General features: G+C 65.9%; 9 protein-coding genes, 1 tRNA gene and 1 pseudogene. 6 read left to right on the top strand and 5 right to left on the bottom strand.

What is annotated here, in order from left to right:
• Positions 1 to 8: 8 nt before the first annotated feature.
• The 3 genes from rpoD (at position 9) to ACT2FV_RS07170 (ending at position 4507) form a co-directional block, all read left to right on the top strand.
• Positions 9 to 2426 (top strand): RNA polymerase sigma factor RpoD, encoded by a 2418-nt coding sequence (rpoD, locus tag ACT2FV_RS07180; RefSeq protein ID WP_082728921.1) that lies wholly within the window; start codon positions 9 to 11, stop codon positions 2424 to 2426.
• 138 nt (positions 2427 to 2564) lie between these two features.
• Positions 2565 to 2643, top strand: a tRNA-Ile gene (locus tag ACT2FV_RS07175).
• 313 nt (positions 2644 to 2956) lie between these two features.
• Complete coding sequence (locus ACT2FV_RS07170) at positions 2957 to 4507, top strand: phospholipase D family protein (RefSeq protein WP_151048550.1); 1551 nt, start codon at positions 2957 to 2959, stop codon at positions 4505 to 4507.
• 139 nt (positions 4508 to 4646) lie between these two features.
• On the opposite strand, the gene ACT2FV_RS07165 is transcribed toward ACT2FV_RS07170, so the two are convergent.
• From ACT2FV_RS07165 to ACT2FV_RS07150, 4 genes are all read right to left on the bottom strand, one after another.
• Positions 4647 to 6482, bottom strand: coding sequence for a S53 family peptidase (locus ACT2FV_RS07165; protein ID WP_059601741.1), 1836 nt, complete (start codon positions 6480 to 6482; stop codon positions 4647 to 4649).
• Positions 6483 to 7122: 640 nt separating this feature from the next.
• On the bottom strand, positions 7123 to 7410 hold the full coding sequence (locus ACT2FV_RS07160) for a hypothetical protein (RefSeq protein WP_170296409.1): 288 nt from the start codon (positions 7408 to 7410) through the stop codon (positions 7123 to 7125).
• A gap of 288 nt (positions 7411 to 7698) precedes the next feature.
• Complete coding sequence (locus ACT2FV_RS07155; protein ID WP_444503531.1) at positions 7699 to 10125, bottom strand: mechanosensitive ion channel family protein; 2427 nt, start codon at positions 10123 to 10125, stop codon at positions 7699 to 7701.
• A gap of 210 nt (positions 10126 to 10335) precedes the next feature.
• Positions 10336 to 11295, bottom strand: coding sequence for an LLM class oxidoreductase (locus ACT2FV_RS07150; RefSeq protein WP_444503530.1), 960 nt, complete (start codon positions 11293 to 11295; stop codon positions 10336 to 10338).
• Positions 11296 to 12554: 1259 nt separating this feature from the next.
• Between ACT2FV_RS07150 and ACT2FV_RS07145 the strand changes: the two genes are divergently transcribed.
• Both ACT2FV_RS07145 and ACT2FV_RS07140 read left to right on the top strand, forming a co-directional pair.
• On the top strand, positions 12555 to 13451 hold the full coding sequence (locus ACT2FV_RS07145; protein ID WP_151048547.1) for an NAD-dependent protein deacetylase: 897 nt from the start codon (positions 12555 to 12557) through the stop codon (positions 13449 to 13451).
• The gene (locus ACT2FV_RS07140) at positions 13448 to 14089 is read left to right on the top strand and encodes a DUF938 domain-containing protein (protein ID WP_151052497.1); all 642 of its coding nucleotides are present in this window, start codon (positions 13448 to 13450) and stop codon (positions 14087 to 14089) included. The genes ACT2FV_RS07145 and ACT2FV_RS07140 overlap by 4 nt, the downstream gene beginning before the upstream one ends.
• Before the next feature lie 15 nt (positions 14090 to 14104).
• On the opposite strand, the pseudogene ACT2FV_RS07135 reads toward ACT2FV_RS07140, so the two are convergent.
• A pseudogene (locus ACT2FV_RS07135) lies at positions 14105 to 14179 on the bottom strand (6-phosphogluconate dehydrogenase); the annotation flags it as partial.
• Positions 14180 to 14185: 6 nt separating this feature from the next.
• Between ACT2FV_RS07135 and gndA the strand changes: the two are divergent.
• Complete coding sequence (gene gndA, locus ACT2FV_RS07130; protein ID WP_059601753.1) at positions 14186 to 15598, top strand: NADP-dependent phosphogluconate dehydrogenase; 1413 nt, start codon at positions 14186 to 14188, stop codon at positions 15596 to 15598.
• Positions 15599 to 15698 lie beyond the last annotated feature (100 nt).

Here is a 15698-nt window from a genome sequence, read left to right as displayed (position 1 = left end):
GATTCGCGATGGCAAAGACGACAGGCGGAAAGAAAGCAACAGGCAAGGGCTCGACGGAGCCGACCACGAAGGTCACAGCGGCCAAGTCTGCTTCTTCCACCAGGACAGTGTCTTCAGCCACGTCAGCCCCGGCAGGAAAGAAAACCGCGGCCGGCACTGCTCAGGCTGCGCCGGCGCCGGCAGCCAGAACACGGGCTGCCGCCAGACCCGACTCCGGGCCGGCCAAGCCGGCGGCGAAGCGGGCAAGTGCGAAAAGCGCAAGGGACACGACTGCCGCCGCGGACGAAACGGCAGTACGTACTACTCATGCACCCACGGTTCAACCGGCTGTCGTCCAGCAGCCGCGAGTCGATATAGCCGGTACGGCGAACTCCATGACCAAAAAGCTGAACGAAGTATCCGTCGATGACGACGCAAATCAGAGCGACGAGCAGCCCGCAGCCGCGGCTGCCCCGGGCAAATCCAAGGTGCGCGATCGTCGCGCCAAGGAAAAGGCGCTGCTGAAGGAAGCGTTCGCGACGAGCACGCCCGGCACGGCCGAGGAGCTCGAAGAGCGCCGCGTGAAGCTGCGCGCGCTGATCAAGCTCGGCAAGGAGCGTGGCTTCCTCACGTATGCCGAAATCAACGACCACCTGCCGGACAACTTCACCGAGACCGAAGCCCTCGAAGGCATCATCGGCACGTTCAACGACATGGGCGTGGCGGTTTACGAGCAGGCGCCGGACGCGGAAACGCTGCTCCTGAACGACAACGCGCCGGCCGCGTCGTCGGACGATGAAGTCGAGGAAGAAGCGGAAGTCGCGCTGTCGACCGTCGATTCGGAATTCGGTCGCACGACCGATCCGGTCCGGATGTACATGCGCGAGATGGGCACGGTCGAGCTGCTCACGCGCGAAGGCGAAATCGAGATCGCGAAGCGGATCGAGGACGGCCTGCGCCACATGGTGATGGCGATTTCCGCGTGCCCGACGACGATCGCCGACATCCTCGCGATGGCCGAGCGCGTCGCGAACGAAGAGATCCGCGTCGACGAACTCGTCGACGGCCTGCTCGATCCGAATGCTTCGGACTCCGCCGATACGGACGGTTTCTCGGCGAAGGAAGCCGAAGCGATCGAGAACGAGGACGAGGAAGCAGAAGAGGAAGAGGAAGAAGAGGAAGAGGAGGATGATGACGGTGCCGCCCAGGCAACCGCCAACGCCGCCCAGCTCGAAGCCCTCAAGCGCGCATCGCTCGACAAGTTCTCGCAGATCAGCGAGTGGTTCGACAAGATGCGCCGCGCGTTCGAGAAGGAAGGCTACAAGTCGAAGTCCTACCTGAAGGCGCAGGAAACGATCCAGACCGAACTGATGACGATCCGCTTCACCGCGCGTACCGTCGAGCGTCTGTGCGACACGCTGCGTGCGCAAGTGGACGAAGTGCGTCAGGTCGAGCGCCAGATTCTGCACATCGTCGTCGACAAGTGCGGCATGCCGCGTTCGGAATTCATCGCGCGCTTCCCCGGCAGCGAGACGGATCTCGACTGGGCCGAGAAGATCGCGGCCGAAGGTCATTCGTACAGCGCGGTCCTGTCGCGCAATATCCCGGCGATCCGCGAACAGCAGCAGCGTCTGCTCGACCTGCAGGCGCGCGTCGTGCTGCCGCTGAAGGACCTGAAGGAAACCAACCGCCAGATGGCGGCCGGCGAACTGAAGGCACGTCAGGCGAAGCGTGAAATGACCGAGGCGAACCTGCGTCTCGTGATTTCGATCGCGAAGAAGTACACGAACCGCGGCCTGCAGTTCCTCGACCTGATCCAGGAAGGCAACATCGGCCTGATGAAGGCGGTGGACAAGTTCGAATACCGTCGCGGCTACAAGTTCTCGACCTATGCAACGTGGTGGATTCGCCAGGCCATCACGCGTTCGATCGCGGACCAGGCGCGCACGATCCGTATTCCGGTTCACATGATCGAAACGATCAACAAGATGAACCGCATCTCGCGGCAGATCCTGCAGGAAACCGGTCTCGAGCCGGATCCGGCAACGCTCGCCGAGAAGATGGAGATGCCGGAAGACAAGATCCGCAAGATCATGAAGATCGCGAAGGAGCCGATCTCGATGGAAACGCCGATCGGTGACGACGACGATTCCCATCTCGGCGACTTCATCGAGGACAACAACACGGTCGCGCCGGCGGATGCCGCGCTGCATGCAAGCATGCGCGACGTCGTGAAGGACGTGCTCGATTCGCTGACGCCGCGCGAGGCGAAGGTGCTGCGGATGCGCTTCGGTATCGAGATGAGCACCGATCACACGCTCGAGGAAGTCGGCAAGCAGTTCGACGTCACCCGCGAGCGGATCCGTCAGATCGAGGCCAAGGCGCTGCGCAAGCTGCGTCACCCGAGCCGTTCCGACAAGCTGAAGTCGTTCCTCGAAGGGAACTGATTTCCAGCGTCTTACTTGCGAACGCCGCCGGTATCCGCGTGATACCGGTGGCGTTTGTCCTCTTTAGCGTCTTTGTTGTTACAATGCCGGCCCGGCTTGGTTGCCGGAGTGGCGTGTAGCACACGTTGCTTCTTGTCTGGGCCCCTAGCTCATGCTTGGTTAGAGCAGCGAACTCATAATTCGTTGGTGCCGGGTTCGACTCCCGGGGGGCCCACCAGATTCCCTTCCAAGGCTATCCAAGGAAGTCTCGAAACCCGCGACGCCGCAAGGCTTCGCGGGTTTTTCTTTTGCGCGCTGCCTGAATGTGTCGAGCGTGTTGAATGCGTTCACGCCGGCGTCGCGTGTCGCATCGCCGCCACCGGGAAAACGCGCGGAGCGTGCCGTGCCGATATCAATCGAAGTATGCTGTAGCGCGGTCGGCGCGCACGATCGAGAATCGTCGAGTGCGCGAACGGCAGGGCAGCGCCGCGTTCCGTCCGGCAGCCAGAACAAACACAAACAGACTTCGCCCGACAGTGGGGGCGGCCATCATGATCACGTTGCGTTCGTGGAGTGCGATTCTATCGTTGCTGATGCTTGCCGCATGCGCCAGCCTGCCGCCGCAGGCCGGTCGCGCGCCAACGCACGCATTTACCGATACGGAAACCACGCGCCTCGGCGTCGCGTTCCGCCAGCAGGCCGCCGCCCATCCGGGGCAGGACGCGTTTCATCTGCTGCGCGATCCCGTCGATGCACTCGATGCGCGCGTGCTGCTCGCCGATCGCGCGGACCGCTCACTGGACCTTCAGTACTACATCTGGCACGACGACCTGACCGGGCACGAGCTCGCGGATGCGATCATCCGTGCGGCCGATCGCGGGGTTCGCGTGCGCGCGCTGCTCGACGATCTCGGGACGAATGCGGACGACCAAAAGCTGCTCGAGATCAGTTCGCATCCGAACATCGAGATCCGGCTCTTCAATCCAGTCGCCACACGCCACTTCAAGAAGATCGGCACGGTGCTCGAATTCTCCCGCGTCAACCGGCGCATGCACAACAAGGCGATGATCGCGGACAACCAGGCGGCGATCGTCGGCGGCCGCAATATCGGAGACGAATATTTCGGCGCGTCGTCGATGCTGGAGTTCGGCGATCTCGATGTGGTCGTGCACGGCCCCGTCGTGAACGACATCTCGACCGAATTCGATACGTTCTGGAATTCGCCGTATGCGTATCCGATCGATGCGCTGGTCGGGCACGACGCGGCGCCGGGCGGCCTCGACCGGGAGCGCGAACGGTTGCGCGATTACCTGCGCGCGATGGAGGACAATCCGTACGTGCTCGAGGCGCGACACAGGCTCGACCAGATCGTGCACGGGCAGGGCACCGAGCTGTCCTGGGGCCAGGCGACGGTCCTGTACGACGATCCGGCGAAGATCGCACGCTCGCCGAAGGACAGCGACGGGCACCTCATGCCGCAACTGCGCGCACTCGCGTTGCGGCCCGAGCAGGAGCTGCTGATCGTGTCGCCGTACTTCGTGCCGGGCAAGGACATGGTCGAACGCCTGCACGCGCTCACGACACGCGGCGTGCGCGTGACGATCCTGACCAACTCGCTCGCATCGACCGACGTCGCGGCCGTGCATGCCGGCTACCGGCGCTATCGGCGTGCGCTGCTGGAAGCCGGCGTGAGGCTTTACGAACGGCGGCCGTCCGGCGACAAGAGCATTTCGAAGCAGGTCATCATCGGCTCGTCGCGTGCTTCGCTGCATGCGAAGACCTATGTGTTCGATCGCAAGAGCATCTTCATCGGTTCGATGAATCTCGATCCGCGTTCGCTGAATCTCAATACCGAGATCGGCGTTTACTGCGAGAGCGCGGCGATTGCGTCGGAAGTCGCGGCGGACCTGGAGCCGCGGCTCGATCAAATCGCGTGGCGAGTCGAATCGAGGACCGACCCGGCCGGGAAGGGGCGGCTCAAGTGGATTCAGACTGACGCGGACGGGAAAGTGACCGAACTCGATCACGAACCGGAAGTATCGGCGGCGCGGCGCATGGAAGTATGGTTTCTGGGCTTGTTTCCGATCGAATCGCAGCTGTGATTTCGCTTGCCCGCGACGACCGCGGGCGGCGTGTGCCGACGCGCAGCGTCGATCCGGAGGCCGTGCGCGCACTGGCGCTGATGCGGCTCCGGGCGCGCAAAACGACCCGCACCCGGAATCCGCACCATTCATCGCGCGGTCAGCGCGCGAAATCAGACGTGCTCTGGATGAACGTGTTCAGCTTCGAGATGTTCACGCTGCCGAAGCCCGTCGTCGCGTCCCAGCCGGCCTTCGCCTTGTAGCCGTACGTGCCGCTGCCGTTGTTGCCGGACGTCACGTCGTGCACCAGCGCCGCATTGCTCGGAAAGTACTTGTAGATGCTCGACGCCGGGAATCCGAGCGCGTTGTTGTTGGCCGATTGCAACCGCGCCCAGATGCCGGTGAAGATCGGTGCGGCGAGGCTCGTGCCGCCTTCGTTGTTCAGGTAGCCCGAGCCCCACAGCGTGTCGGACGTCTGGCCGTTCACCACGAGGATCGCGCCGGTGCGCAGGTCGGCGTCGAAACCGACGTCCGGCAGTGCGCGCTTGGTCGACCCGGTGAGGCTCGACGATTGCCACGACGGCGCCGCTTCGTACTTGCTGTAGCCGCCGCCCGTCGACCATACGGTGCCCGGCTGCCAGCTCGGATCGTTCCACACGATTTCGCTGTTGTATGCGTTGGTCGACGTGTTGGTGAATAGCGTCGTGCCGCCCACTGCGATCACGTACGGCGACGTCGCTGGCTCGCTCACCGTGTAGGTCGAGCGCGACGGCGTGCCGCTCGCGCATTCGTACGCGCCGTGGTCGCCGGCCGATACGGAGAAGGTCTGACCTTGCGCGATGGCTTGCTTGAAGATGGTATCGTCGGTCGCCTGCGAGCCGGTGCTGTACGCGGACGATTCGCACACGCCGAGCGACACGTTGATGACCTTCGCGACGTTGTCGCTCACCGCCTTGTTGTACGCGGCGGTAATCGCGGTGAGCGACATCGACGGCGCCACGTAGAACACGACCTGCTTCACGCTGCCGCCGGCGGCGCCGACGATAGACTGGCTGTCGAGGTTCCATTCGACGGTGCCGGACGTATCGGTGTACGAACTACCTGACGGACCCGTCTGCACGACGCTGCTGCTGATCGTGCCGAGGCCGTTGTTGGCGGCGAACGTATTGAGGTCGCTGACCGTCTGCGACAGGTCGCCTTCGGAGATGATGCCGACGGTGGTTTGCGAGGCCGTCGGCGTGCCGTCGCCGCCATAGAGCGACGAGAATTCCGTCGGGTAGTGCGGCACCGCGGATGCGCCTGCCGGAATCGTCAGGTTGCTGGTGTTGCCTTGCGGTTTGCTGCCCGCGCCGGTATGCATGAGCTCGACGTTCTGCAGCCCCAGCACGGCACCGACGATGCCTGAGATTGCGTTCGGCACCTGCGCGGCATCGGTGTTCGCGTAAACGTTGCGGCCGTTTCGCGTGAAGCGCTTGAGCGTCGTGCGGAACGCCGATTTGACCGTTGCCGCGGTGCCCGACGCGGACACGAGCAGGCGGTTCGGCGCAACGACGATGTTGACGAAGCCGGCCTGGCGCAGGTGCGCGACGACGGAGGCAACCTGCTGGTCGGTCGGCGCGTATTGCGCGGCGAACTGCGCCGACGTGAGGAACTGCTTGTAGTGCGGCGAGCCGGGTGTATGCAGATCGTGCAGGTACTGGTCGAGTTGCGCTTCGCTGCGCAGGTTCAGCCCGAGCACGATGTCGACCGATTCGCCGGGCGCCATCTCGGTGGCAGCCGCGGCAGCGGCGGCGGTACTGGCCGCCGGCGCGCCGGCGGTACTGCTGCTTTCACCTTGCTGGACGAGCGGCAGGAATCCCTTGGTGCGCGTTTCCGTCCAGCCGGCGGCCGGTGCGGCATGGGCGGCCGTCATGCCGAACGAAGCGGCTGCTGCTGCGGCGAAGGCGAGCTTGGCGATGCGGATGTGCTTTAGTTTCTTGTCTGCAACCTGATTCATTTTGAATTACCCCTCCGGTTGAACATCGAACTGCACGAACAACAACGGTCGACGGCGGCGCGGATCGTGCGCCGCCGATATCCGCCGCGCTCGCGCGGATGGCGCGGACGCGACGGGGCCTTTCGCCCGACCCGGATGGGTGGTGATCCTCCGGGGGCGAAATGCTGGAATGCTCGGTAACGGGGGCGCTCCGCCGCGATGCGGCCCGGTCGCGCCGGCAGGCCTGATGCAGGCGAGCTAGAGCAAAAGTTTCGGTATCCTGCTCATCTGGTTCGGTCCTTCGGCCTGCTGCCGGACGGCAGCTGCCCAATGAATGCATCGGGATGTTGCATGCGCCAACGGAAGAAGCGACGGTCGGCGGCGAGAACTTCGGTGCGGCGGAAGCGAGATGCGTTGAGCGGGAACGATTGCGTGGTCTGCAGTTCATCGGATTGCTTGCATCGGACGGTATCAAGAACGAAAGTTCGGTGTCAAACTTTTTTTGATTATATGAAACAAAGTTAAATGGAATTGGATGAAATGCTTTTGAAAAGTCATTAGGTATTTTGTAATTTTCAAACCATAAACCGAGTGCAATTGCGGGTCCGTCCTGTGGATAATTCGCGATTCGATTCGTAATGCACGAACCGTATTCGAGAAATCATTCGAATCTCCCGTGCCCGTTTTCCGTCCCGGAACGCAAGGTTCGACGCGCGTCGGCCGCGTCCGGCGACTCAACCTGATCAGATCGACGGCTCGTCGCGAGCAGTCCAGCCAGCGACAGCGTCTCGAGAGCGGGGTGGGTCGGCGCATCGTGATGGATCGCATCGGGCGGCGAAGCGACCGGATGACACAATGTGTCGACGATTAGTGCGGCGATGCTGACGATCAGCACGGCGGCAACCAGTTGCACGCGATGAGTCCGTTCGGCCAGTTGACGGTATTCCACCTCGTGCCGCGTTCCACGCTGCAACTGCTCGATTGGGATCGTTCTAGCGGTGAAGGTGCCGCGCGCTGCTGATGGCGACCATTGCGGATCAGACGCGGGTTCTGCGCGAACACTGGCATGTGCCGCGCGGCGCATCGGGTGGCGAGCGGGCCGCCCCGGCGAATGCGGCGAAGCGCGTTCAGCGCGCGATGAAAACCGCCGCGCGTCGAGCGCGGCTATCGGTCGTTCGATGGCACGAGCACAGGCACGGCGCGACGCGCGGTGGCCGGGTCAACGGCATCCGCACGATCAGTCCGGCTTGCGCTCCGGTGCAGCACGCGGTGGCGGCTCGGCGACCGGGGTGCCGGCGGTAGGGCCACCATTCTCATCGTTCTCGGGCGCCACGGGCCGCGAACCGTCGTCATACGCGACGAGGCTGCGCTGCGGATTCGCGATCCGGATTCCGCGTTCGCGGAACAGCACCGCGATACGCCGGTTGAATTCGCGCTGCACACCCCAGCGCGCAGAGTCCTTGCACTGGATCTGTCCGGCCAGCGCGATCGTCGCGCCGTCGACCTGGTCGATGCCCCAGTAGCTGAAATCCGACAGGATGCCGTCCTTGTAATTCGGATCGTCGCGCAACGCGGCGCCGATCTCCTTCAGCGTCTCGATCGCGCGATCGATGTCCTGGCCGTACGCGATGCTGACCTTGACGGCTGCGTTGCCGAGCCCGCGATTCGTGTTGTTGACGGTCGTAACGGAGCTGAACGGGATCGTGTACAGCGACCCGTCGCCCGCGCGCAGCCGCACGGTGCGGATCGACAGGTATTCGACCGTGCCGGACACGCCGGCGAGCGTGACCCAGTCTCCCACCTGCATCGCGTTCTCCATCAGCAGGAAGATCCCGGTGATGAAATCCTGCACGAGCTTCTGCGAGCCGAAGCCGAGCGCGACGCCGAAGATGCTGGCGCCGGCGAGCAGTGGACCGATGTTCACGCCGATTTCGCTGAGGCCCGTCAGCACGACGACGAGCGCGATCATGATGAACAGCAGCGAACGCAGCATCGGCAGCAGCGTGCGTAACCGCGCCGCGCGCACGAGGTTGCCTTCGTGTGTCCACTGCTGCAGGCGGCGCTCGATCGCGATGTTCGCGGCTTCCCATACGATCAGCGCGACGACGGCCGCGATCGCGATCGTGATCAGCGCCGACGCGAGCCGATGGCCGATCGTGCTGGTCTGGAAGGCGTGGAAGATCGGCACGCCCCAGATCTGCAGCAGCACCACGACGGTCGCGACGGCGATCACCGCCGACACGATCTGGCGCACCAGCGGGTAGTAGCGGTACGCGTGCAGGTGGACCAGCGTGCGATCGTCGTCGCGGCGCTGGAACAGTCGAGCGAGCGCACCGAACACGACGATCGACACGATCCGCATGCCGATCACCGCGGCGATCGAGCGGCCGCCGAGCGTGATCAGCACGCGGTAGCCGTTGTGGACGTCGAGCGCCCACACGAACCACAGCGCCATCACGACGAATACCGAAACGGGCGCCCACGCGTCGGCGAGCGCGTTGCCGATCATCGCGAAGGCCGGCCGATCGTCGCCGGCCGCGCGGATGCGGGCGGCGACCGGCTGGCGGCACCGGAGAATCAGCGCCGAGATCATCAAGTGGCCGACGAGCGCGACGGCTTTCAGCAGCGCTACGTGACCGGCGTCGCTGAGGCCGAAGCTCGCGGCGATCTCGACCGCGGCCGTGCAGACGCCGACGACGATCGCGATCCGCGCGATCGAGCGCTGCGCGATCGCGGCCCATGCGTCGCTGACGTGCAGCAGCCGCAATTGCGGCGCATCGGGCTGGAAGAACAGCCGGCTGACAATCGTCACGAGGCGGCAGATCACGTAGATGTCGATCAGCGATTCGAGTGCGGTTTCGGTCGGCGTGCCGGCGCCGTCGAGCACCGACATCGTCAGGCTCGCGACGCCGACGAACGCCAGCAGCGGCACCACGCGCAGCGCGAGGCTGACCAGCGCGCGCGGCATCCGGCGCAGCAGCGTGGTGTGGCGCCGCGCATGGCCACGGCCTTGCGACGACGTATCGGGCGCGGCGCTGGCGTCGGCGCCGGCGCTGGCGCTGGCGTCGTCCGTCCCGGCTGGCTCGGGCTCGGCCCGACGCGACGATTCGGCCCGACGCGTGCCCATGGCGGCCAGCGCGCGCCGCAGGAGCCGCTTCGCGAACCATTCGACGACGAACGCGGGCACGAGCACGGCGAGGATGACCAGGATCGCGCGCGTGAGGTCCGCGCGTTCGTCGGTTCGCACCAGCCGCTCGTGCCACCAGCGGCCGACGGAGCCGACATCGAGTAGCGAGCGCAGCGATTCGTTCAGCGCGGCGCCGATTTCGCCGGCCCAATGTGCCCCCTGCCGGACGAGCATCGACGCGAGCCCGTTCGTCGTGAGCGCGGCTGGGGCGGCGGATGCCGCGCTGGCCGGTGTCGCGGCGCTCGCCGGAAGCGCGGGCGTGCTCAGCACGCCGACGGCCGCGATCGCGCGCAACGTCGTTTCGACCTGCTCGCGCTCGCGTGGATTTTGCAGGACGGAGAGGGCCTGCTGCGCCTGTTGCGGCGTCAATGCCGGCACGGCGCCGGAGGCCGCCGATGGGGCGGCTGGTGCAGGGGTAGCCGCGTGGGCGATCGATACGACGGCGGCGAGCAGCCAGCCGAGCAGGAAATGTCGCATGGGGAGGCATGCGGGCGCACATCGAAATGTGGCCCGCCGGTCTGGACGATGGACGGAAGTTAACATGATCGCGAACGGACCCGAATAGTTCCGCCGACGAATATTCGCTTGCGACGTGGCGGGTCGGGAACGAAACGTGCTCGCCGGCACATCGATTCGGTGCAAACCACGACTGCGGCTACATGCGGCGAACTCCGGATTCCTGATGAATCAGCCCTGCTCGTCGTGAAAGATCGGCAGCACGTGCTCGGCGATTTCCTCGATGACCTCGCGCACGGGCCGGTCCGAGCCGGGATTCAGCGTGACGTGGTGCGTGCCGGCTGCGCGCATGTCCCGCAAGATGCCGACCAACGCATTCCGTCCGGTCGCGTAGCCGAGCGACAGCGCGCGGGCCGGCGCATCGCGATTCGCATCGAGATCGAGCCGCATCGATACGCCGAACGCGCGAAAGCCCGGTTGAGCCAGCCGGTCGACGGCCGCGCGCCACATCGAATAACGAGAACGCTGCGTGTCCGGATCGCGGTGGTACGTCATCCAGCCGATCGCGTTCCGAGCGATCCAGTCGACGCTCTGTCCGCCCGAACCGACCGCGAGCATCGGCACCGCGGCATCGCCGCGCGGCAGCAGCGTGAAGTCGGGCGCGTCCGGCGGTGTTTCGTCGGGCAGCACGCGGGACGGCACGCGGAGCGCGGCCGCAACGATGTCCCAATGCCGGCGATACCGGTCGCGCCGCGTTTGAGCATCGACGCCGAACGCCGCATATTCGGGCGGCCGGTCGCCGGAGCCGAGGCCGAGGACGAAGCGTCCGCCGGACAGCGTCGCGACCGACAGCGCGCCTTTCGCGATATGCAGCGGATGACGCAGCGGCAGCACGATCGCGCCGCTGGCGAGCACGATCCGGCGCGTGCGCGACGCGAGCGCGCCGAGCAGCACCCACGGATCGAGGTGCCCGACCGGGTCGGGATAGTCGGCGCTGTTCAGCGGTACGTCGCGAATCCACAGTGCGCGAAAGCCGAGCGAATCGGCCCGCGCCGCGAGTTCGAGCTGCTCGTTGAAATCGGCGACGGTCCGGCCGCTGCGCAGCAGCGGCAGCGTCAGGCCGATCGACAGCCGCTCGGCCGAGAAGATGCGCTGCGCGACGTCGGCGCGGCCGGAGGCGGGCAGGGGCATGTCCATTCCTTGAAGACGGAGCGAAGCAGGCGCGCTCCGTAGGGTGTTCGCATGCTAGCGTGTTTGCGCGACGCTTGCGACGCGCGGCGAGCGATACACGGCGGCATCGGCGGGTCCGGCATGATCGGCGCCTTCGGTTATCGGGCAATCAATCGGCATGAACTGACCTCGGCAAGTGGTGGTCGGTCTCGTGGCGGGCACGGTGCTGTTCGTGTTCGGCGGCGCTCGCACGGTTGAGGCGACGCACGCCGATCTATGCAGGACCGCCGAGGAGTCGGGCATCACGCGGGCCTCCGGGACGGGTTGCCTCGGATCACGTGCGCGCTCGACCACGCATGCGCGGCCAGGGGCGGGCGATTGTAAGCGGATCGTCGGGCGTCGTGCAGGTGCAGACGTCTCGCCGGCGCACACGTCACATTCCTGCAACACCGGCGCCGCGCCCGTCCGCCGATCGCGCGCGCCGTTTCCCGTCGTTTCACTTTCGAAACGTTCACGCATTTCTGTCGCCGCCCGATCTGCATCGGGGTCACTTCACCGGCCGCGCCGCCTTGCGCCGCGAAGCATGGTGCGCTCCTTGCATATCTGTGTGTGCCGTGAGCGCGATCGCCGGCGCGGTAGAGGGCCGGCCATCGCTTCAGTGGGTCGGACGCATCGAAGACGGGGACAAGAGAATGAGAACAGACCGAATCGCAACGTGTCGTGTTGCAAAAATGAATCGCCGACCTGCCCGAGAATTCGTTTCGCCGTTGATTGCGGTGACATGAGCGTGCGGCTTTTCGTTCCATCCGAACAATCCGGGTTCGTTCCGAACGACGACGTGCAGGCGTGACGCACCAGGCCGACCGGTGCCAGTCGGCCGTCGGGGATGAACCGCCGAGCACGTGGATGGGCAATCAATCATGAGATATGGATCGTCATGCCGACGCGCGAAACGCCTGCGTGCCGAGCGCGACGCATGCGTGTGCCTGCCGCACGCACCGCCGCGCGGCGATCCGCCCGACATCGGGAAATCGAAGGTGTAGTCCAGGGGAAAGGTCCGCCGGCGGCGCCGCGGTGGATCCGACGACATTGTGCTGTCAGTTGATCCACTACCCCGATGGATCAATTGTTGGAGCGCCCATCGCCATGTGGTCGATGGGCGTCTTTTTTTGCTGCGCCGGTGTCGCGCGCGCCGCCGGCCCGATCGCCCGGCGTTCTGTATCATGTGCTGGCGCGCTGGCCGCACGGCTTGCCACCGCGCCCGATCACGCGCCGCCAACATGAACGACATCGCCTTGCCCGACACCTCATCCGCCAGCCTCGATCCGGCCGCGCTCGATGCGCTGCACGCGTTCGTCGAGCGCCATCCGCGGCTGCTCGTGCTGACCGGTGCAGGCATCAGCACAGATTCCGGCATTCCCGGCTATCGCGACCGCAACGGTCAATGGATGCGCTCGCCGCCGATCCAGCTCCACGAATTCCTCGGGTCCGACACCGCGCGCCGCCGCTATTGGGCGCGCAGCATGATCGGCTGGCCCGTGGTGGGCCGCGCGCGGCCGAACCGCTCGCATGTCGCGCTCGCGCGGCTCGGCGGCACCGGCCGGATCGAGCGCCTCGTCACGCAGAACGTCGACGGGCTGCACCAGCGTGCAGGCAGCGGCGACGTGATCGAACTGCATGGCGGCATCAACGGCGTCACGTGCCTCGATTGCGGCGCGCATCACGCGCGCGCGACGATCCAGACCTTGCTCGAAACGGACAACCCCGAGCTGCTGGGCACGCAGGCGGAACCCGCCGCCGACGGTGACGCGCACCTCGAATGGGCCGCGCTCGACACGTTCCGCATCCCGGCCTGCCCGGCCTGCGGCGGGCTGCTGAAGCCGGCGGTGGTGTTCTTCGGCGAGAACGTGCCGCGCGAACGCGTCGCGCTGGCGTCGCAGGCGCTCGATGCGGCCGATGCGCTGCTCGTCGTCGGCTCGTCGCTGATGGTGTATTCCGGCTACCGGTTCTGCGTGTGGGCCCAGGCGCAGAACAAGCCCGTCGCCGCGTTGAACCTCGGCCATACGCGCGCCGATCCGATGCTGACGCTGAAGGTCGAGGCGCGTTGCGCGCCCGCGCTCGACGCGCTGAACGCGCGGCTGGGCGTCGCCGGCGGCGCGCCGGAGCACGCATCGTGACCGGGCCGACGTCCTCGCCCGATCCGTCCGCGCGGCTGTCGGCGCCGGCGGCCGAGCGCAATCGCGGGCCGATCCTCGACGTGCTGCGTCGCGTGCTGCCGGCCAGCGGCGACGTGCTCGAGATCGCGAGCGGCACCGGGCAGCATGCGGTCCATTTCGCGCAGGCGCTGCCGGCGCTGCGCTGGCAGCCGAGCGATCCTGACGCACACGCGCGCCGCTCGATCGCCGCGTGGGTCGCGCATGCCGGCCTCGCGAACCTGGCCGAGCCGCTGGCGTTCGACGTGCGGGATGCGTCGTGGCCGGCCGCGGCGTTCGACGCGATCGTCTGCATCAACATGGTCCACATCTCGCCGTGGGCCTGCACCGACGCACTGTTTGCCGGCGCGTCGCGCGTGCTGCGTCCGGGCGGCGTGCTGTTCCTGTACGGCCCGTATCGCCGCGAAGGCCGGCACACGGCGCCGTCCAACGAAGCGTTCGACCAGCAGTTGCGCAGCCGCGACCCGTCGTGGGGCGTTCGCGATCTCGAGGCGGTCGTCGCGCTCGGCCTCGACCGCGGGCTCGACTGCATCGAGGTCGTCGAGATGCCGGCGAACAACCTGAGCGTCGTGTTCAGGCGCCTGCCGCACGCGGAGCAGTGATACGCAAGCGCGCATCGCAGCCGGGTTTCCACTATCCTTTCGCCTGTGCGCGCGACCCGGTTCGGTCGCGCCCTGTTTTTTCCGGAGAATTGACTAATGGGCAAACAAGCAATCGGTGTGATCGGGCTCGCGGTGATGGGCCGCAATCTCGCACTCAATATCGAGAGCCGCGGTTACGCGGTGTCGGTGTATAACCGCAGCCGCGAGAAAACCGACGAACTGATCGCCGAATTCCCCGGCCGTAATCTGGTACCGACCTATACGCTCGAAGAGTTCGTCGCGTCGCTCGAGACGCCGCGCCGGATCCTGATGATGGTGAAGGCCGGCGAAGCGACCGATGCGACGATCGCATCGCTCAAGCCGCTGCTCGAGAAGGGCGACGTGCTGATCGACGGCGGGAATACGCACTTCACGGACACGATCCGCCGCAACCAGGAACTCGCGCAATCGGGCCTGCACTTCATTGGCACCGGCGTGTCCGGCGGCGAAGAGGGCGCGCTGCGCGGCCCGTCGATCATGCCGGGCGGCCAGCGCGACGCGTACGACCTGGTCGAGCCGATCCTCAAGCAGATCGCCGCGAAGGCCCCGTCGGACGGCGAGCCGTGCGTCGCGTACATGGGTCCGGACGGTGCGGGCCACTACGTGAAGATGGTCCACAACGGCATCGAATACGGCGACATGCAGCTGATCGCCGAAAGCTATGCCGTGCTGAAGGACGTCGCGGGCCTGACCAACGACGAACTCGGCGCGGTATACACCGAGTGGAATCAGGGCGAGCTCGACAGCTATCTGATCGAGATCACGTCGAAGATCTTCGGCAAGAAGGACGAAGAAACCGGCAAGCACCTCGTCGACGTGATCCTCGATCGCGCCGCGCAGAAGGGCACCGGCAAGTGGACGAGCCAGAACGCCCTGGATCTGGGCGTGCCGCTGCCGCTGATCACCGAGTCGGTGTTCGCGCGCGTGCTGTCGTCGTTGAAGACCGAGCGCGTCGCGGCCAGCAAGATCCTGTCGGGCCCGGCCGCCGCGTCGTTCGACGGCGATCGCGCCGCGTTCGTCGAAGCGGTGCGCCGCGCGCTGTACCTGAGCAAGGTGATCTCGTACGCGCAGGGCTTCGCGCAACTGCGCATGGCGTCCGAAGAGTATGGCTGGAACCTCGATCTCGGGACGATCGCGAAGATCTTCCGCGCGGGCTGCATCATCCGCGCGCGATTCCTGCAGAAGATCACCGACGCGTACGCGAAGGATCCGGCGCTCGCGAACCTGCTGCTCGACCCGTATTTCAAGGACATCGCCGCGAATTACCAGGCGTCGCTGCGCGACGTCGTGGTGGCTGCCGTAAAGGCAGGCGTGCCGGTGCCGGCGTTCGCGTCGGCGGTCGCGTACTTCGACAGCTACCGTTCGGAGCGGCTGCCGGCGAACCTTGTGCAGGCGCAGCGCGACTTCTTCGGCGCCCATACGTTCGAGCGTACCGACCGGCCGGGCAGCTTCCACGCGAACTGGTCGTGACCGGCTGGCGAGGACGGTATTGTTGCGAAATTCTATTCTTTGAGTAGGGTTTTTCGTTCCCGGATCCCGGAATTGTTGGCTCCGAGGAAACAGTGTTTTC

Origin of the sequence: Burkholderia sp. PR2 (assembly GCF_052372875.1) — a bacterium.
GTDB lineage: Bacteria > Pseudomonadota > Gammaproteobacteria > Burkholderiales > Burkholderiaceae > Burkholderia > Burkholderia diffusa.
This window is presented reverse-complemented; position numbering and strand designations above follow the sequence as displayed.

Excerpts from the sequence above, each read along its gene's own strand:
- ACT2FV_RS07165 (WP_059601741.1), bottom strand. The coding sequence starts at position 6,482 with ATGAATCAGGTTGCAGACAAGAAACTAAAGCACATCCGCATCGCCAAG.
- rpoD (WP_082728921.1), top strand. The coding sequence starts at position 9 with ATGGCAAAGACGACAGGCGGAAAGAAAGCAACAGGCAAGGGCTCGACG.
- ACT2FV_RS07155 (WP_444503531.1), bottom strand. The coding sequence starts at position 10,125 with ATGCGACATTTCCTGCTCGGCTGGCTGCTCGCCGCCGTCGTATCGATC.
- ACT2FV_RS07145 (WP_151048547.1), top strand. The coding sequence starts at position 12,555 with ATGAACGACATCGCCTTGCCCGACACCTCATCCGCCAGCCTCGATCCG.
- ACT2FV_RS07170 (WP_151048550.1), top strand. The coding sequence starts at position 2,957 with ATGATCACGTTGCGTTCGTGGAGTGCGATTCTATCGTTGCTGATGCTT.
- gndA (WP_059601753.1), top strand. The coding sequence starts at position 14,186 with ATGGGCAAACAAGCAATCGGTGTGATCGGGCTCGCGGTGATGGGCCGC.
- ACT2FV_RS07150 (WP_444503530.1), bottom strand. The coding sequence starts at position 11,295 with ATGCCCCTGCCCGCCTCCGGCCGCGCCGACGTCGCGCAGCGCATCTTC.